16 protein-coding genes are annotated in these 16620 nt (G+C 71.6%); 9 read left to right on the top strand and 7 right to left on the bottom strand.

Annotated features, from left to right (window positions below; all coding sequences use genetic code 11):
- The first annotated feature begins 143 nt into the window (after nt 1-143).
- Entirely contained in the window at nt 144-884 is a 741-nt protein-coding gene (locus tag ACFFRH_RS29855) for a VOC family protein (RefSeq protein ID WP_386161045.1), read from the top strand.
- Between the two features lie 164 nt (nt 885-1048).
- Here the strand turns inward: ACFFRH_RS29855 and ACFFRH_RS29850 are convergent, their stop codons facing one another.
- From ACFFRH_RS29850 to ACFFRH_RS29840, 3 genes are all read right to left on the bottom strand, one after another.
- The gene (locus ACFFRH_RS29850; protein ID WP_386161044.1) at nt 1049-1807 is read right to left on the bottom strand and encodes an SDR family NAD(P)-dependent oxidoreductase; all 759 of its coding nucleotides are present in this window, start codon (nt 1805-1807) and stop codon (nt 1049-1051) included.
- A 158-nt stretch (nt 1808-1965) separates the two neighbouring features.
- Nucleotides 1966-2946 carry an alpha/beta hydrolase gene (locus ACFFRH_RS29845; RefSeq protein WP_386161043.1) on the bottom strand — a complete coding sequence of 327 codons (981 nt, stop codon included), beginning with the start codon at nt 2944-2946 and terminating at the stop codon, nt 1966-1968.
- Between the two features lie 160 nt (nt 2947-3106).
- Nucleotides 3107-3412, bottom strand: coding sequence for a putative quinol monooxygenase (locus ACFFRH_RS29840; RefSeq protein WP_386161042.1), 306 nt, complete (start codon nt 3410-3412; stop codon nt 3107-3109).
- Between the two features lie 157 nt (nt 3413-3569).
- On the opposite strand from ACFFRH_RS29840, the gene ACFFRH_RS29835 reads away from it, so the two are divergent.
- Both ACFFRH_RS29835 and ACFFRH_RS29830 read left to right on the top strand, forming a co-directional pair.
- Nucleotides 3570-4472, top strand: coding sequence for an AraC family transcriptional regulator (locus ACFFRH_RS29835; RefSeq protein WP_386161041.1), 903 nt, complete (start codon nt 3570-3572; stop codon nt 4470-4472).
- Between the two features lie 135 nt (nt 4473-4607).
- Complete coding sequence (locus tag ACFFRH_RS29830; RefSeq protein WP_386161040.1) at nt 4608-5936, top strand: pyridoxal phosphate-dependent aminotransferase; 1329 nt, start codon at nt 4608-4610, stop codon at nt 5934-5936.
- A gap of 42 nt (nt 5937-5978) precedes the next feature.
- On the opposite strand, the gene ACFFRH_RS29825 is transcribed toward ACFFRH_RS29830, so the two are convergent.
- Together ACFFRH_RS29825 and ACFFRH_RS29820 are read right to left on the bottom strand one after the other, a co-directional pair.
- Nucleotides 5979-6788 (bottom strand): DUF1295 domain-containing protein, encoded by an 810-nt coding sequence (locus ACFFRH_RS29825; protein WP_386161039.1) that lies wholly within the window; start codon nt 6786-6788, stop codon nt 5979-5981.
- Nucleotides 6785-7777 carry an SDR family NAD(P)-dependent oxidoreductase gene (locus ACFFRH_RS29820; protein WP_386161038.1) on the bottom strand — a complete coding sequence of 331 codons (993 nt, stop codon included), beginning with the start codon at nt 7775-7777 and terminating at the stop codon, nt 6785-6787. Before ACFFRH_RS29820 ends, ACFFRH_RS29825 begins: the two co-directional genes overlap by 4 nt.
- 185 nt (nt 7778-7962) lie before the next feature.
- Between ACFFRH_RS29820 and ACFFRH_RS29815 the strand changes: the two genes are divergently transcribed.
- From ACFFRH_RS29815 to ACFFRH_RS29790, 6 genes are all read left to right on the top strand, one after another.
- Nucleotides 7963-9189: an acetyl-CoA acetyltransferase gene (locus ACFFRH_RS29815; protein WP_344746881.1), complete on the top strand. Its 1227-nt coding sequence runs from the start codon at nt 7963-7965 to the stop codon at nt 9187-9189.
- Between the two features lie 215 nt (nt 9190-9404).
- Nucleotides 9405-10922, top strand: coding sequence for a carotenoid oxygenase family protein (locus ACFFRH_RS29810; RefSeq protein ID WP_344746880.1), 1518 nt, complete (start codon nt 9405-9407; stop codon nt 10920-10922).
- A 5-nt stretch (nt 10923-10927) separates the two neighbouring features.
- On the top strand, nt 10928-12136 hold the full coding sequence (locus tag ACFFRH_RS29805) for a winged helix-turn-helix transcriptional regulator (RefSeq protein WP_344746879.1): 1209 nt from the start codon (nt 10928-10930) through the stop codon (nt 12134-12136).
- Between the two features lie 152 nt (nt 12137-12288).
- The gene (locus ACFFRH_RS29800) at nt 12289-13842 is read left to right on the top strand and encodes a long-chain-fatty-acid--CoA ligase (protein WP_344746878.1); all 1554 of its coding nucleotides are present in this window, start codon (nt 12289-12291) and stop codon (nt 13840-13842) included.
- A gap of 110 nt (nt 13843-13952) precedes the next feature.
- On the top strand, nt 13953-14585 hold the full coding sequence (locus tag ACFFRH_RS29795; protein ID WP_344746877.1) for a TetR/AcrR family transcriptional regulator: 633 nt from the start codon (nt 13953-13955) through the stop codon (nt 14583-14585).
- Nucleotides 14586-14617: 32 nt separating this feature from the next.
- Entirely contained in the window at nt 14618-14920 is a 303-nt protein-coding gene (locus tag ACFFRH_RS29790; protein ID WP_344746876.1) for a DUF6204 family protein, read from the top strand.
- Nucleotides 14921-14990: 70 nt separating this feature from the next.
- On the opposite strand, the gene ACFFRH_RS29785 is transcribed toward ACFFRH_RS29790, so the two are convergent.
- Nucleotides 14991-15965: a hypothetical protein gene (locus ACFFRH_RS29785; RefSeq protein WP_344746875.1), complete on the bottom strand. Its 975-nt coding sequence runs from the start codon at nt 15963-15965 to the stop codon at nt 14991-14993.
- A complete protein-coding gene (locus ACFFRH_RS29780) occupies nt 15962-16522 on the bottom strand; it encodes an RNA polymerase sigma factor (protein ID WP_344746874.1) in 561 nt (186 codons plus the stop codon). Before ACFFRH_RS29780 ends, ACFFRH_RS29785 begins: the two co-directional genes overlap by 4 nt.
- Nucleotides 16523-16620: the final 98 nt, after the last annotated feature.

Below are 16620 nucleotides of genomic sequence, written 5' to 3'. Positions count from 1 at the left end.
GGCGACCGTACGGCTGGCCGTGGCCTGATACCTCATCTGGCGAGTGAGCCGGCGGGGCCGAGTGTCGCGGCTGGTGAGTGAGTCGCCCTCTGTTCGGCGACGGTGCGGATGTCGTCGCGGAGCGGGTGCGTAGGATCGCCGGCATGGCACTGCGACCCGTCCAGGTGAACATGAAGGCTCTCGACGCCTCGGCGGTCGGCCGGTTCTGGGCGGAGGCGCTCGGCTGGAGTGCCTACAGCCCCGGCGTGACCACCTACGTCGGCCCCGCCGGCGGCCTCGTCTGGCCGGACCCGGTCGCCGTCTGCGTCGACGTCGTTCCCGTCCCGGAACCCAAGACGACGACGAAGAACCGGGTGCACCTCGATCTCGCCACCACCTCCGCGGCCCATCAGGCGGAGCTGGTCGCGCGCCTGAAGGCTCTCGGCGCGACGCCCGCCGACGTGGGCCAGGGCGACGTGCCGTGGACGGTCCTCGCCGACCCGGAGGGCAACGAGTTCTGCGTGCTGGAGCCCCGGGAGATCTACCGCGACACCGGGCCGATCGCCGCGGTGGTCGTCGACTGCGCCGACCCGCGGGCCACGGCCCGGTTCTGGGGCGAGGCGATCGACTGGACCCCGCACGAGGTGACCGACGATCAGGCGGCGTTGCGCTCCGCCAAGGGCGTCGGGCCGTATCTGGAGTTCATCCGCGCGCCCGGCGTGAAGACCGTGCCGGACCGCGTCCATCTCGACCTGCTGCCCTACCCCGGTGACGATCAAGCGGCGGAGGTGGCCCGGCTGCGGGCCCTCGGCGCCACCGACCTCGACCTCGGCCAGGGCGACGTCCCGTGGACGTGCCTGGCCGATCCGGAGGGCCACGAGTTCTGCGTCCTCGCCCCGCCCTGACACGGAGCCGCGACGACACCCCGGCACGTGAGCCCTGTGTGCTCATGCGCCATGACCCCGGGTGGGCCGGGCCGCGGCGTCCCGGTCGACGAGGGTCTCGGTGCCGTGGGGGGAAGGCCCAGGTCCGTGCGGTATGGGACTGCCGTCGGTTCCGCCTGACGTGGTCAGAGGTTGTAGCCGCCGGAGACCTCGATGTCCTGGGCGGTTATCCAGCGGCACTCCTCGGTCAGCAGCGTGGCGATCACCATGCCGATGTCGTCGGGTTCGCCGAGCCGTCCGAGGGCGGTCCTGGCCGCGAGCGCGGGGATCACCTCGGGGTGGCGTTCGAACGCGTTGTCGGCGATGCGGGTGCGGGTGGAACCGGGGGAGACGGAGTTGACGCGGATGCCGCGTGCGCTGAACTCCTTGGCCAGATAACGGGTCAGCACGACCAGGCCGCCCTTCATGGTGCCGTAGGCGGAGTAACCGGGCTCCAGGCCGGAGAGCAGGGCCGCGTTGCTCGTGGTGTTGACGATCGCGCCGCCGTCGGCCAGTAACGGCAGCAGGGTCTGGGTCAGGAAGTACGGGCCTTTGAGCAGCACCCGCATGAGCGTGTCGAACGTCTCCTCGGTCGTGTCCTCGAACATCGCCATATGGCCGAATCCGGCGTTGTTGACCAGGAAGTCGAACGTGTCCCGCCGCCAGGTGTCGCGCAGCGCCCCGGCGACGGACTCGCGGAAGGCCGGGAACGTCTCCGAGCGGCCGAGGGCCAGCGGCAGCGCGACGGCGGTGCCGCCGTCCTTCTCGATTGTGGCCACCGTGTCCAGCGCCCCGGACTCGTTGCCGTGATATGTCAGGATCACTCCGGTTCCGCGCTTGGCGATCTGGATGGCGGCACTCTGCCCGATACCGGAGCTGGCACCGGTGACGATGGCGACCTGCATGACTGGACTCTCCTGTTCGTTCGTGGAGCGGCACCGGCTCGGCGGTGCCGGCTTTCGTGTTTTCAAGCCACCGGATTCAGGACCCGGGGTGTGTTCAGGCCGCAGGGTTCGGGACCGGCGACGTGTTCGGGTCACCGGGTTCAGGACCGGCGACGCGTTCAGGCCGCCGGGTTCAGGATCCGGGCGAGCCAGTCGTTGCGCGTCCGGCGGGCCGTGGCCGAGACGCGTGCCTGCGGGTACAGGGCGTCGAATCCGTGGAAGCCCCCCGCCCAGACGTGGAGTTCCGCCTGGCCGCCCGCCGCCCAGATCCTGGTGGCGTAGTCGACGTCCTCGTCGCGGAAGACCTCGGCCGTGCCGGCGTCGATGTAGGTGGTCGGCAGGCCCGAGAGGTCGCCGGCCACCGCGGGGGAGACGTAACCGGGCACGTCCTGTCCGGTGAGGTCACCGAGGACCGACCGCCACCCGAACTCGTTCATCTCGCGGGTCCAGACGCCTTCCCCGCCGGAGTACTGCCGGCTGGAGGTGGTGATGTTGCGGTGGTCGAGCATGGGGCAGACCAGCACCTGGGCCGCGATCGCCGGGGTGGCGAGGTCGCGTGCCATCAGCGTGACCCCGGCGGCGAGGCCACCACCGGCGCTGGCACCCGCGACGACGATGCGGGCGGGATCGATGCCCAGCTCGTCGGCGTGCTCGGCGACCCAGAGCAGGCCGTGGTAGCAGTCCTCGACCAGTGTCGTGCCGCCTGCCTCCGGCGCCAGCCGGTAGTCCACGGAGATCACGACGGCGCCGAGCAGGTCGAGCCAGTCGAGGGGGATGTCGATCTGCGAGTAACGGTCTCCCATGACCATCCCGCCGCCGTGGATCCAGTAGACGCACGGCGCCGCCGTGGCGCGATCGGTACCGGCGGGGCTGAGGATCGACAGCGGGAGCGGCGTGCCGTCCGGGGTGGGGACGGTGAGCTCCCTGCGGTCGACGGCGCGGCCGTCGAGGAGGGTGTCGATCGGCGTCGACGGGTACTGGCGCAGCTGGGCGAGCACCTCGGGGGTGAGCTCGGACATGAGCGGCATGTCCGCGAGGAGGGCGCGCAGCTCGGGGTCGAGGTCGGGGCGTGCCGGTGCCATGGTGGGGTCCTTCGCCATGATGGGTTCCTCTCGCTGGGCTTCGCTGGGGTTCGATGAGCTTCGCTGGGTTCGGCGAGGTCGTTCGGGGTCGCCGGGGTTCGGCGAGGTCGTCTGGGTTCGCTGGAGTTCGGCGAGGTTGTCCGGGGTTCGCTGATGTCGGCCGGGGCGGCCGGGGGTTTCAGAAGGCGGCCTTGCCGCCGACCGGGACCTCGTCGGCGTACCGGGACTCGCCGGCGAGCAGCGGCTGGAGCTTCGCGACCAGCGCCTGCGCCTCCTCGGTCGCGAAGAACCTGCCGTGGGCCTCCTCGCTGGTCCAGCCCTCGGTGACGGAGACGACGTCCGGGTCATTGGCCGAGCGGCTGACCAGGAAGACGACGCAGTCCTCGTTCGACAGGGACGGAGCGTCGAGCAGGAACGCGACCAGCTCGTCACCCTTGCCGGGCTGCGCGGTCATGGTGGCGTGGAAACCGTGGTCGACGGCCATGGGGGTATCTCCTCATTCGTGGAGCACTCTTGCGCTCCTGGGATTTCGATAAGCCCATGTAATCATCGCTACCAGCGGAAACGTTAGAATGATGCTCCTGATCTCTTGCCTGATCCTACCGCTGTGGGAATTATCGGGCTTGTGATTCAATCGGGTCATGGACCTTGACGAGCTGCGCTCCCTGCTCGCCCGCCATGCCCGGCCCGACATGACCACCGACATCGACGGCGTCCTGGTCTCGAAGGTCGAGCAGCCGGACCCGCCGTCGCCGTCGATGTCGGGCACGGTGCTGGCGCTCATCGCGCAGGGCGCGAAACGGATCGCGCTGGGCGACCGCGTGTACGAGTACCGTGCCGGGCAGTACCTCGTCGCCTCGGTCGACATGCCGATCACCGGCCACTTCACCGAGGCGAGCCCCGAGCGGCCGGCGATGGGCTTCGGCCTGATCCTGCACCCGGCCACCGTCGCCGAGCTGTTGCTGCAGGCGGCCCCCGGGGACCTCCCGCCCGGTGGCGGCACGCCGTCCGGCATGGCCGTCAGCGACGCGCCCGACGCGCTCGTCGACGCGGTGGTCCGGCTGCTGCGCCTGCTCGACCGGCCACGTGACGTGGCGGTGCTCGCGCCGCTGATCAAGCGGGAGATCCTCTGGCGGCTCGTCACCGGAGAGCAGGGCGCCGTCGTGCGCCAGCTCGGCCTCGCCGACAGCAACCTCACCCACGTCGCGCGGGCGGTCCGGTGGATCCGCGACCACTACACGCAGTCCTTCAGGGTCGAGGACGTGGCGCAGCTGTCCGGCATGAGCGTGTCCGCCTTCTACCGCAACTTCCAGGCGGTCACCGCGATGAGCCCCATCCAGTTCCAGAAGCAGATCCGGTTGCAGGAGGCCCGGCTGCTGCTCGCCACCCATCCCCACGACGTCACCGGGGTCGGCTACCGCGTCGGCTACGACAGCCCGTCGCAGTTCAGCCGCGAGTACCGCCGCCAGTTCGGCGCGCCGCCGAGCGAGGACGCCGCCCGCCTGCGCGGATCGACGCCGCACACCGCCCCGGCCCTGGTGTAGCCGCGCCGGCGCGAAGAGCCGTTCGGAGAGCCGTTCGGAGAGCCGGGACGATCGGGACGAGACCGGCGACGACCGTCCGCGCGAGCCCCGCTGAACCAGCCCGTATCCAGGTGCGTAGCTGGGGGTGTCAGAGGCGTGAACGTCCGTCAGGAGGCCCAGTTGGCCGGTCCCACCGATCGCAGCCGAGCGCATGCCGCCGCGCACAGCCCGTCGTACTTCTCGCTCATGCGGGCCGCGCCGGAGCAGCCGGAGCCGGGGGAGGAGCTGGTCGACTTCTGCATCCCCTGCAACCCGTACTTCCCGACGCCCGAGGTCTTCGGCATCCTGGAGAACAACCTCAGCACGATCCTGAAGTTCTACCCCAGCGACGCCGACACGATCACCGCCGAGCTCTGCGGGGTGCTGGGCCTGAACCCGCAGACCGTCGTGATGGGCAACGGGTCGACGGAGCTGATCACCTGGATCGACCACCTGCTGGTCAGGGAGAGCCTGGCCGTCCCGATCCCCACGTTCGGGCGCTGGACCGACCAGCCGATGGAGACCGGCAAGCGCGTGGACATGTATCCGCTGCCGGAGAACCAGGGGTTCGCGCTGGACGTGGACGCCTACGTCAACTTCGTCCGGCACCGCGGCTCCCGGGTGGCGGTCATCTGCAACCCGAACAACCCCGACGGGGGCTACCTGCGCCGCCACGAGGTCATCGCCCTGCTCGACCGGCTCGTCGACCTCGACCTGGTCGTGGTGGACGAGTCGTTCATCGACTTCGTCGACGCCGAGCCGTATCCGAGCGTCGCGAACGAGGCCGCCATCCGGCCCAACGTGGTGGTGCTGAAGAGCCTCGGCAAGAACTTCGGGCTGCACGGCATCCGCTTCGGCTACATGGTGGCCAACCCCGCGCTGGCGGCCAGGGTGCGGCGCGCCCTGCCCAGATGGAACCTGAACTCCTTCGCCGAGACCGTGGTCTTCATGATCCGCCAGCACATGTCCGAGTATCTGGACAGCCTCCGGTTGCTCGCCCTGGACCGCGAGTCGATGCGCTACCAGCTGACCCGGGTCCCCGGCCTCACCGTCTTCCCCTCCCAGGGCAACTTCCTGCTGGTACGGCTCCCCGGGGGCAGGGACGGCGCCGCGCTGCGCGACCAGCTGCTCGACGAGCACAACCTTTTCGTCCGCGAGTGCGGCAACAAGCTCGGCATGACCAGCCAGTTCATGCGCCTGGTGGTCCGGCCGGAGCGGGACGTGCGGCGCCTGATCAGCGGGCTGTACGCCGTCCTCTACGAGAGCGGGAACAGGTCGCTGAGCTCCGTGCCCCCACCCCTGCCGACGCCCACCCCCCTGTACGACCCGCTGCCCGCGTCCCTCTCGACGCCCCTGCAGACGCAGACACTCCTGCAGGCGCAGACGCCCCTGTACGAGGGCGACCGCCGCTTCGACATGCTGTCGGCCGTGCCGCCCTCTGTCTGACTGTCCGAGACGCCCGCGCCCAGCTGTCCGAGACGCCCGCGCTCAGCCCTCCGAAGGGCCGCGCCGGGGCGGCCGGGGCAGGAAGCCGCTGGTCCTGGCCAGGTAGTCGGCGTACTCGGGGCCGCGATGGCGCGCCATCCGCCGTTCCAGCAGGGCCTTTCCGCTCTTGTTGACCAGCATGTGGGTCATCAGGAGCGGGGAGACGACCGTCAGCAGCGCCGCCCAGTGGGAACAGGCGACGAGGAACAGGCCCCACCAGACGACGGCGTCGCCGAAGTAGTTGGGGTGCCGGGTCCAGGCCCACAGCCCGCGGTCCATGACCCCGCCCTGGTTGGCCGGGTCCGCCTTGAACCGGGAGAGCTGGTGGTCGCCGACCGCCTCGAACAGGAAGCCGAAGGCCCACAGGGCGACGCCGATCCAGGTGACGATCCCGAGCGGCGCGGTCTCGTACATGGCGACCTGCACGGGCAGCGACACCACCCACATGATGGAGCCCTGCGGCCAGTAGACGTTCCTGATCACGTACGGCACCACGGGGCCGGTGTTCCTGCGCATCAGCGCGGTGTAGCGCGGGTCCTCGCCCTTGCCGCTGTTGCGCCGGTGGATGTAGGCGCCCAGCCGTATCCCCCAGATCGCGGTGAGCGCCAGCACGATGATCCGCCGGGCGTCGAGGCCCTCGCCGAGGAGCTGGGAGGTGACGAAGCTGACCGCCGCCACGACGACGAAGCCCAGGCCCCAGACGGTGTCGACGAAGCCCTGGTTCCGGGTGCGCAGCGCGTAGGCCATCGTGGCGAGCATGGTGAGCAGCACGGCGACCGCCGTGACCAGCAGGTTGATCAGCAGGCCTGTCAACGGGTCATCTCCTCTGCGAGGTCCAGGAAGCCGTCCTGGGCGTTGGCGTAGCGGTGGGCGGGGCCCTTGCGGCTGCGTTCGAGGAGCTCGGCGAGCCTCGCGGGAGTGAGGCCGCCACTCCCCTCGGGGATGGTTTCCGGAGGGGTCTCCGAGGCGGCCTCCGGGGGGGTCTCCGGAGCGGTTCCCGAGGTGGCCGCCGGGATGGTTCCCGAGGCGGTCTCCGAGGTGAGAACGGTGCCCCACTCCACGGAGTCGGCGGAGCGCAGGCCGCCGCCCGCGGCCACGATCACCTCGCCGTTGAGGGTGCTCCGGGGGTCGCAGAGCGCGGCGACCACCGGGGCGACCGCGGCGGGGTCCATCAGGTGGCGGTGCTCGGACGCCATGCCGCTCTCGGTCATCTGGGTCAGCGCGTACGGGAGCAGGACGTTGGTGAACACCCCGCGCCCGGCGCCCTCGGCCGCCACGGTCCGGCCGAGCGCGATCACCGCGCCCTTGCTCGCCGCGTACGCCGAGACGGTGGGCTCGCCGTGCAGCCCGGCGGTGGAGGCGACCAGCACGATCCGGCCGTGGCGCCGCTCGCGCATGACGGCCGAGCAGGCCGCGGCGACCTGGGCGGTGCCGAGCACGTTGGTGCGGATGACGGCCTCGAACGCCTCGGGCGAGGACCTGTGGAACATCGCGGGGCCGCTCACCGCGGCGCTGGTGACGCAGGCGTCGATCCCGCCCCAGGTGTCGAGGGCGAGCTCCACCAGGTGGCGGGCGGTGGCCGGGTCGGCCACGTCACCGTGCTCGGCCACCGCCTCGCCGCCCGCGTCCCGGATCTCCCGGACCACGTGGTCGGCGGGGCCGAGGCCGTTCTCGTCGACGACCCGGTTGCGGTTGTTGACCACCAGGCGGGCGCCGAGCCCGGCCAGGTGCAGGGCGAACGCCCGTCCCAGGCCCCGCCCGCCTCCCGTGATCACGATGACCTGCCCGTCGAGCGATCCCATGCGCCGCTCCTCCCGTCGTCAAGTAACTCTTTTAAATGTAGTGAGATGGGTGAAGGGCGGCAATACCGTCTTCGGGCAGTTTTTCCGTACGGACCTGGAAGAACGGTTCGGGGTGCGTTGACGGCATACTCTTCTTGTTGTAGTAAGAAACGGACAGCAGACGGATCTCAGTGAGGAGGCGCGCCATGCCGGACGCGGTATGGATCCTGGGCGGCCACCAGAGTGACTTCGCCCGCAACTGGTCGCGGGCCGGTCAGGGGTTCGCCGAGCTCACCGGGGAGGTCGTGCGCGGCACCCTCGACGACGCCGGTCTCGCCCCCTCCGACGTGGACGTCATCCACGTCGGCAACGCCTTCGGCCAGCTCTTCACCGGGCAGGGCCAGCTGGGCGGCATGCCCGCCACCGTCGAGCCCGAGCTGTGGGAGGTCCCCGCCGCCAGGCACGAGGCGGCCTGCGCCTCCGGCGGCGTCGCCGCGCTGGCCGCCATGGCCGACATCGAGTCCGGACGCTACGACTGCGCCCTGGTCCTCGGCCTGGAGCTGGAGCGCACCGTGCCCGGTGACCTCGCCGCCGGGCACCTCGGCGCCGCCGCGTGGGTGGGCCACGAGGGGCAGGACGCGAAGTTCGTGTGGCCCCACATGTTCAGCGCCCTCGCCGACGAGTACGACCGGCGCTACGGCCTCGACGACGCCCACCTGCGGGCCGTCGCCGAGCTCAACTTCCGCAACGCCAGGGCCAACCCCAACGCGCAGACGCGCGGGTGGACGTTCACCGAGGCCAGTTTCACCGCCGACGACGAGGCCAACCCGGTGGTGGAGGGCAGGCTGCGGCGTACGGACTGCAGCCAGATCACCGACGGCGGCGCCGGGGTGGTGCTGGTCGGGGAGCGCTTCCTGTCCCGCCACCCCGGACTCGCACGCGAGGGCCGCCTCGCCCGGGTGCTCGGCTGGGGGCACCGGACCGTCGGGCTCCCGCTGGCGATGAAGCTGGAGCGCAGCCGCGACGAGCCGTACGCGCTGCCGCACGTGCGCAACGCGGTGCTCGACGCGTTCTCCCGCGCGGGTGTCGGCGGCGTCGACGACCTCGACGGCATCGAGACGCACGACTGCTTCACCATGTCGCAGTACGCCGCGATCGACCACTTCGGCATCACCGGACCCGGTGAGAGCTGGAAGGCCATCGAGAACGGCGACCTGGAGATCGGCGGGCGCATCCCCGTCAACCCGAGCGGCGGTCTCATCGGCGGCGGCCACCCGGTCGGCGCCACCGGGGTCCGGATGCTCCTCGACGCCGCCCGCCAGGTCACCGGCCGGGCCGGTGACTACCAGGTCGAGGGGGCACGCCGGTTCGGCACGCTCAACATCGGCGGCAGCACCACCACGACCGTCAGTTTCGTCGTCGGGGCCGAGTAAGGCCCTGGCGGAGTGGGCCGGTCGAGGTGGACCGGGCCGAGCGGGCCGGGTCGAACGGGCCGGGTGGAACAGGCAGGACCGAGCGGGCCGGGTGAGGTCACCGGGCATCCCCGCGCGGTCCGGTAACAAGGGCCCGCGCGGTCCGGTCACACAAGGGCCCGCGCGGTCCAGCCGCACGAGGGCCCGTGCGGTCCAGTCACACGAGGAGAAGACCAATGGACGTCGAAGTCGTCGGGCGCGTGCTGTCGACCCTGCCCCAGGACGACGACCACCCGTACCGGACGGGCCCGTGGCGGCCGCAGACCACCGAGTGGCGTGCCGAGGACCTGCGGGTCGTCGAGGGGGAGATCCCCGCCGACCTCGACGGGGTCTACCTGCGCAACACCGAGAACCCGGTGCACCCCGCGCTGGAGCGCTACCACCCCTTCGACGGCGACGGCATGGTCCACGTCGTCGGCTTCCGCGACGGCAAGGCCTTCTACCGCAACCGCTTCGTCCGCACCGACGGGCTGCTCGCCGAGCGGGAGGCGGGCGGGCCGCTCTGGGCCGGGATCGCCGAGCGGCCCGCCGACTCGCCGCGCCAGGACGGCTGGGGGGCGAGGGGCCGGATGAAGGACGCCTCCAGCACCGACGTCGTCGTGCACGCGGGCGTCGCGCTCACCAGCTTCTACCAGTGCGGCGACCTCTACCGGCTCGACCCGCTCACCCTGGAGACGCTCGGCAAGGCCGAGTGGGGCGGGGCCTTCCCCCACGACCTGGGGGTCTCGGCGCACACGAAGGTCGACCCGCACACCGGGGAGCTGCTCTTCTTCAACTACGGCACCGCCGAGCCGTACATGCACTACGGCGTGGTGGGGGCCGACGACCGGCTCAGCCACTACGTGGAGGTCCCGCTCCCCGGGCCGCGCCTGCCGCACGACATGGCCTTCACCGAGAACTACGCCATCCTCAACGACTGCCCCATGTTCTGGGAGCCCGATCTGCTGGCCAGGGGGCGGTACGCGGCCAGGTTCCACCCCGAGTTGCCGACCCGGCTGGCCGTCGTGCCCCGGCGCGGCGGCGCCCGGCCGATCCAGTGGTTCGAGGCCGACCCCACCTACGTGCTGCACTGGGTGAACGCGTACGAGGAGGGCGACGAGATCGTCCTGGACGGCTTCTTCCAGGGCGAACCCGAACCCAAGGACACCGGCGAGGGCGGCGCCTACCAGCGGATGTTCCGCTTCCTCGCGCTCGACCGCATGCAGACCCGGCTGCACCGCTGGCGGCTGAACCTGGTCACCGGCCGGTGCCGGGAGGAACGGCTGACCGACTCCATCACCGAGTTCGGCGTGCTCAACAACGCCTACGGCGGGCGCCGGCACCGCTACGCCTACGCGGCCACCGGGCTGGAGGGGTGGTTCCTGTTCGACGGGCTGGTCCGCCACGACCTGCTCACCGGCGACGAGGAGCGCTTCGGCCTGCCCGCCGGGGTGTACGGCAGCGAGCCCGCGATGGCCCCGCGTGTGGGATCCACCGCCGAGGACGACGGTTACCTTGTTACGCTGACCACCGACATGAACGAAGATCGTTCCGAGTGCCTGATCTTCGACGCGGCCAGGGTGGCCGACGGTCCGCTGGCCAGGCTGAGGCTTCCCGAGCGCATCTCCAGCGGCACGCACGCCACCTGGGCGGCGGGCGACTCGATCCCCGGCTGGCGTGACGCCGAGTCACCGGCCCACGCCCTGAGGCTGTGACCGGCGTGGCCAGGCCCGCGAAGGGGAGAACCGGCGTCGCCGGTCCCTCCGGCGCGGACGCCTCCGGTCGCGTGACCGCGAGGGCCGACGCCTCCGCCGGTCGCGACGCGGCGGGGACGGAGCCCGCCGGTCCCGCCGTGGCGGGGGGCGTGGTCGCCGGTCCCGCCGTGACGCGGGCGAAGGCCGCCGTACCCGGTCCCGGAACCTCGGGAGGGAAGACGTCGGCGAAGGGCACCCGGGACCGTGGCCTACAGGAGACGCGCGTGCTCGTGCACCCCATGGACCGTCCCACGCAGCTTCCCCCGGGGCACACCAACGCCGTCGGCCTCACCCTGGGGCTGATCGGTGACGAGTGGAACCTGCTGATCCTGCGCTACGCGCTGCTCGGGGTGCGCCGCTACGGGGAGTGGCGGCAGGAGCTGCCCATCTCGCACGCGGTGCTGACCCGGAGGCTGGCGTTCCTCACCGAGATGGGCGTCTTCGAGCGGGTCGAGTACCAGAGCAGGGCCAAGCGGTTCGAGTACCGGCTGACCAAGCGGGGACGGGACCTGTGGCCGATGCTGCTGTCGGTGTGGGCGTGGGAGTCGCGCTGGGTGCCGGAGCACCAGGAGTCGCTGCCCAGGATGGTCCACCGGCGCTGCGGCCGGGAGTTCCTGCCCATCCTCACCTGCGCCGCCTGCGCGCGCTCCGTACGGCCCCGCGACGTCGTCGGCGGTTTCGGGCCGAGCGGCACCTGGGAACGTTCGGTGCCCGCCGCCACGACCCGGCGCCGCTCCGGCTCCACCGCCGACGGCGGCGCGGGCATGTTCCCCGAGACGATGGCGCTGGTGGGCAACCGCTGGTCGGCGGCGATCCTGGGAGCCGCCTTCCAGGGACTGCACCGCTTCCGCGACTTCGAGCAGCGCCTGGGCGCCCCGCCCACCATCATCGCCGACCGGCTCCGGGTCTTCTGCGAGCTCGGCGTCTTCGAGCAGGTGCCCAGCGCCGAACGGCCGGACTGGCTCAGCTACCACCTCACGGAGAAGGGGCGCGCCTTCTTCCCCGTGACGATGACCGGCATCGACTGGGGACAGCGGTGGTTCCGGGCGGCCGAGGGACCCGCCCTGGTCTACACCCACCGGGCGTGCGGGCGTGACTTCCAGATCCAGCTGACGTGCGACGCCTGCACGGCACCGCTGCGCGGGCACGAGATCGTGGTGCAACGCCCGGCATGAGACGACTCGACGGCAAGGCCGGGCGATGACGTCCGGTCCGTGTGAGAAGGCCGGGTGACGACGCCCGGTCCGTGTGAGAGGCCGGGCGGCGACGTCCGGCTCGCGTGGAAGGCCGGGCGGCGACGTCCGGTCCGGAAGAGAGAAGGACGACCATGCCCCCCGCCCCCACCCCCGTCGCCGACCTCCTGCGCCTGTCCGCGAGCCGCGCGCCCGACGCCGTCGCCGTCACCGGTGACGGTCGCGCCGCCACCTACGGGGAGCTCGCCGAGCGCTCCGACCGGGTGGCCGACGCCCTGATCGCCGCGGGCCTCGAACCCGGTGACCGCGTGGGATACGTCGACCGCAACGCCACCGAGTACTTCGAGCTGCTCTTCGGCGCGGCCAAGGCGGGGGCGGTGCTGGTCCCGCTCAACTTCAGGCTGGCCCCGGACGAGATGCGCTGGATCCTCGCCGACGCCGCCGTGTCGCTGGTGGTCGTCGGCCCCGAGCACGCCGAGGTCCCGGTGGAGGAGGGCGTGCCGGTGATCGTGGTCGGTCCCGCCTACGAGGAGTGGCTGGCCGGGGCGCGGCCCAGGGACCCCAAGCGCGACGCCGCCGGGGACGAGCTGATCGTGCTCATGTACTCCTCCGGCACGACGGGCAGGCCCAAGGGTGTCAACGTCACCGCGTCCGGGCTGGCCTCGGGGGTCGCGCTGTTCGGCTCCTGCTTCGACCTGGGCGGTAGGGCCGGTGAGGCCGGTGGGGCGGTCAGCATGGTGCCGATCCCGTACTACCACATCGCCGGTGCGGGCTGGGCGCTCATCACGATCGCCGAGGGCGGCACCCTCGTGCAGTGCCGCGAACCCACGCCCGCCTCCATGCTCGACCAGCTGATCCGCCATCGCGTCACCCACACGGCGATGGTCCCGGCGGTGATCCAGGTGATGGCCGAGCTGCCCGCGGCCCGCGACGCCGACTTCTCCGCGCTCCGGCAGATCGTCTACGGCGCCTCGCCCATCACCGAGAGCCTGCTGGCGCGGGCGGTCGCGCTGTTCGGCGCCGAGTTCTTCCAGTCGTACGGGCTCACCGAGACCATCGGCGTGACGACCCTGCTCGGTCCCGACCAGCATCTGCCGGACAACCCGGTGAAGGGGCGGCTGCGCTCGGCCGGGCGGGCGGTGCCCGGCATGGAGGTCGCGATCCTCGACCTGGAGACGGACCGGCCCGCCGACCCCGGTGTGGTGGGCGAGGTCATCGTCCGGGGCCCCTGCGTGACGACCGGCTACTGGCGCAACCCCGCCGAGACGGCCGCCGCCTTCCTGCCCGGCGGCTGGCTGCGCACCGGCGACGCCGGGTCGATGGACGGCGACGGCTACCTCTACCTGCACGACCGGATCAAGGACATGATCGTCAGCGGCGGGGAGAACGTCTATCCGGCGGAGGTGGAGAGCGCCCTGGCCGGGCACCCCGCGGTGCTGGAGACCGCGGTGATCGGCGTCCCCTCCGAGCGCTGGGGCGAGACGCCCCTGGCGGTCGTGGTGCCCCGCCCCGGCCAGGAGACCACCGAGGAGGAACTGCTCGCCTGGACCCGCGAGCGGCTGGCCCACTACAAGTGCCCCACCGCCGTCTCCTTCGTGGACGCGCTGCCCCGCAACCCCTCGGGCAAGGTCCTCAAGCGCGAGCTGCGCCGCCCCTGGTGGGAGGGGAACGACCGCCGGATCGGCTGACTCGGACCGCACCGGCCCGCCGGTCGGCGAGGTCATGGTCTCAACAAAAATAGAGTGCGCTGCAAAAATGCAATCGACTTCATATTTGGAGTGCGGTTAAACTTCCGGCCATGACCGAGGGGCTGCGAGAACGGAAGAAACGGCAGACGCGGCAGCGCATCTCCCAGGTGGCCGTCGGCCTGTTCGTGGAGCGTGGCTTCGAGCACGTCACGATCGCCGAGGTCGCGGCGGCGGCCGAGGTGTCGGTGAACACCGTCTACAACTACTTCGACGCCAAGGAGGACCTCGTCCTGCCGCCGGACGAGGCGTCCCCGCAGCGGCTCGCCGACATCGTGCGGCACCGCCCGCCCGGTGAACCCGCCGCGCGGGCGGTGCTGACCCACCTGCGCGACGAGGTGCACCGCCGCGACCGCAGGCTGGGGCTGACCGAGGGATTCGGCCGCGTCTTCGAGATGATGCGGGCCGCCCCCACGCTCACCGCCCGGCTGGAGGACCTCGGCCGGCAGATGACCGACGCGCTCGCCGCCGTGCTCGCCGAGGAGACCGGAGCCGCCCCCGACGACCCGGTGCCCCGCGTGGTGGCCTGGCAGCTCGGCTGCCTCCACTCGATGGTCTTCGCCGAGATCGGCAGGCGCACCGCGGCGGGGGAACGCCCCGACGCGATCGCCGCGGCCGTGCTGGACCTGCTGGACACCATCGAGGGCCTGCTCGGCGAGCGCGTTCTCACCTACGCCACGAGATGACGAGACACGAGATCACGAGAGAGGGACCGTCCATGTTCAGAGTGATGATTCGCGGCACGTTCGACGGGCTGAGCGACACCGGCCGCGCCGCCGTCCTCGCGGCGGGCGGCCTGGGGTTCACCGAGGCGGGGGCCTTCACCCACGACCAGAGCCTCTCGGCGTTCACCTTCCGCTGCCAGGTGCCCGCGAGCCCGGACGACGGCGAGGACGAGGCCACCCGGGGAGCCGTCGCGGCGCTGGACGCGCACGGCCACCCGTACCGGATCCTCCACGTCGCGGTGACGGACATGCGCGACATCAAGATCCGCAGGAGAGACCGGCAGCCGAGCGGCTGAACCGTCCGGCTCCCGCCTCCGGCGCGGGCAAGAGCCGGTCAGGAGGAGGGCGGGAGCCGGGGTTCCCGCGTCAGGAGGCGGGCGGTGGCGCGCTTCCGTTGTAGAACGGGTTCTCGGCCAGTCGCTCGGGCGTGACGAGCAGCCGGATCACCCCGGCCTTCACCTGCCAGGCGTTCCAGACGGTCCAGTCACGTCCGACCCGGTCGGCGGGGAGCGGTTCGAAGGACAGCCCGCCCGTCCTCGCGTCGATCCGGACGAGGCTGAACACCGTGGCCAGGTCGCGTTTCCGAGCCTCGGCCAGGATCTCGTCCACCGGGCGGCCGTCCCTCAGCCGGACCCCGGCGAACATCTCACCGGAGGCCATGGCCAGGTCGAAGTTCGCGTACTCCTCTCCCTGTCTCGCCTGGCGCCCCAGCCTCACGTCCACCCTGCCGGTGAAGCCGGAGGGAATCCGCATCACCATCACGCACCCGGCGTCCTTGCCCGGCTCGCATTTCCCGGGCGCCGTCTCCATCGAGAGGGGGACACCGCCGAACCGGGGACCTGAGGGATCCGGGGTCATCCTCGCGTCAGGCTCCTCGCCGCCGGTGACGATCATCCCCATGATCTTTCCCACGCTGCCACGCGAGACGGGTACCGGGCGCAGCGTGATGTCCAGGCCGACCGCCCGGAACGCCTCGGTGTACTTGGCGTGGTCGGCGAACGGGTCCTTGATGCGGGCGACGTACTGCTCGCCGTCCAGCACGATGTCGACGGCGGAGTTCGCGTAGCTCGTGGCGCTCCCGTCGCGCAGCAGGCCGGGACCGGCGACGACCCCGGCGACGAGCACTCCGGCGGTGAGCACCCCGGTCACCAGGCGCGGCCTCCACGGTCGTCGGCGTGACGGCGAGACCGCGGGGACCCGGGACGCGGATTCGGATCCGGCCCCGGATCCGGACGTGATCGACGCCAGCAGTGCCCGCGCCCCCGCCGCGGACGCCTGACCGGCCAGCTCGTCGTCGCGGACGCGGGCCGGTGGGTTCACCGGCTCATGGGTGTGCTTCACGAGGACCTCCATGTCGGGACTCGCACGGCCCGGCTCATCGGGGTGAATTCGATCCCGGCCTCCGCCAGCCCGCGGGAGAAGCGCCCGCGGGCCCGGTGGAGCCGGATGCGTACGGCGTTGCGGGAACGGCCCAGGACGGACGCGATCTCCCCGGCGTCCAGGCCCTCCCAGGCCACGAGCGACAACAGCTCGCGATCGTCGTCGGACAGTTCGCGAAAGACCTGTCCTATCGCCCTGAGCTCCGTCCCCTCCCCGTCCGGGGACGTGCGGGCGTAGAGATCGGCGACGTTCTCGTGCAGCGCCGTCTGGTGGCTGTGGCGGCGCATCAGCCCCCGGCGGTGGTTGGCGAGGACGTTGCGCGCCACGCCGTACAGCCACAGCCTCGCCTGCTCACCGGGCGGCAGGTCGTCCACCCGGCGCCACGCGATCTCGAACGTCTCGGCCACCACGTCGGCCGCGTCCTCCGGAGAGTCACAGCGGCGCATCGCGTAGCCGAGGATCTGTTCGTACGTGTCGAGGTAGACCTGTTCGAACCGGGCTCTTCGGTCGTCACTCACGGGCGGTTCCCATGGCAGGACGCCTCCTCTGGTGGGGTTCGTGGACACCCGTCCATGTCGAAGGCGTCGACATCATTTCTCCCAGAACCGGAAATTTC

It is taken from the genome of Streptosporangium vulgare, from assembly GCF_042428775.1.
Classification (GTDB): Bacteria; Actinomycetota; Actinomycetes; order Streptosporangiales; family Streptosporangiaceae; genus Streptosporangium; species Streptosporangium vulgare.
The sequence above is the reverse complement of the archived record's forward strand: the minus strand, read 5'-3'. Positions and strand labels throughout refer to the sequence as shown.

Excerpts from the sequence above, each read along its gene's own strand:
- ACFFRH_RS29800 (WP_344746878.1), top strand. The coding sequence starts at position 12,289 with ATGCCCCCCGCCCCCACCCCCGTCGCCGACCTCCTGCGCCTGTCCGCG.
- ACFFRH_RS29835 (WP_386161041.1), top strand. The coding sequence starts at position 3,570 with ATGGACCTTGACGAGCTGCGCTCCCTGCTCGCCCGCCATGCCCGGCCC.
- ACFFRH_RS29790 (WP_344746876.1), top strand. The coding sequence starts at position 14,618 with ATGTTCAGAGTGATGATTCGCGGCACGTTCGACGGGCTGAGCGACACC.
- ACFFRH_RS29845 (WP_386161043.1), bottom strand. The coding sequence starts at position 2,946 with ATGGCGAAGGACCCCACCATGGCACCGGCACGCCCCGACCTCGACCCC.
- ACFFRH_RS29820 (WP_386161038.1), bottom strand. The coding sequence starts at position 7,777 with ATGGGATCGCTCGACGGGCAGGTCATCGTGATCACGGGAGGCGGGCGG.
- ACFFRH_RS29850 (WP_386161044.1), bottom strand. The coding sequence starts at position 1,807 with ATGCAGGTCGCCATCGTCACCGGTGCCAGCTCCGGTATCGGGCAGAGT.
- ACFFRH_RS29815 (WP_344746881.1), top strand. The coding sequence starts at position 7,963 with ATGCCGGACGCGGTATGGATCCTGGGCGGCCACCAGAGTGACTTCGCC.
- ACFFRH_RS29810 (WP_344746880.1), top strand. The coding sequence starts at position 9,405 with ATGGACGTCGAAGTCGTCGGGCGCGTGCTGTCGACCCTGCCCCAGGAC.
- ACFFRH_RS29840 (WP_386161042.1), bottom strand. The coding sequence starts at position 3,412 with ATGGCCGTCGACCACGGTTTCCACGCCACCATGACCGCGCAGCCCGGC.
- ACFFRH_RS29855 (WP_386161045.1), top strand. The coding sequence starts at position 144 with ATGGCACTGCGACCCGTCCAGGTGAACATGAAGGCTCTCGACGCCTCG.
- ACFFRH_RS29795 (WP_344746877.1), top strand. The coding sequence starts at position 13,953 with ATGACCGAGGGGCTGCGAGAACGGAAGAAACGGCAGACGCGGCAGCGC.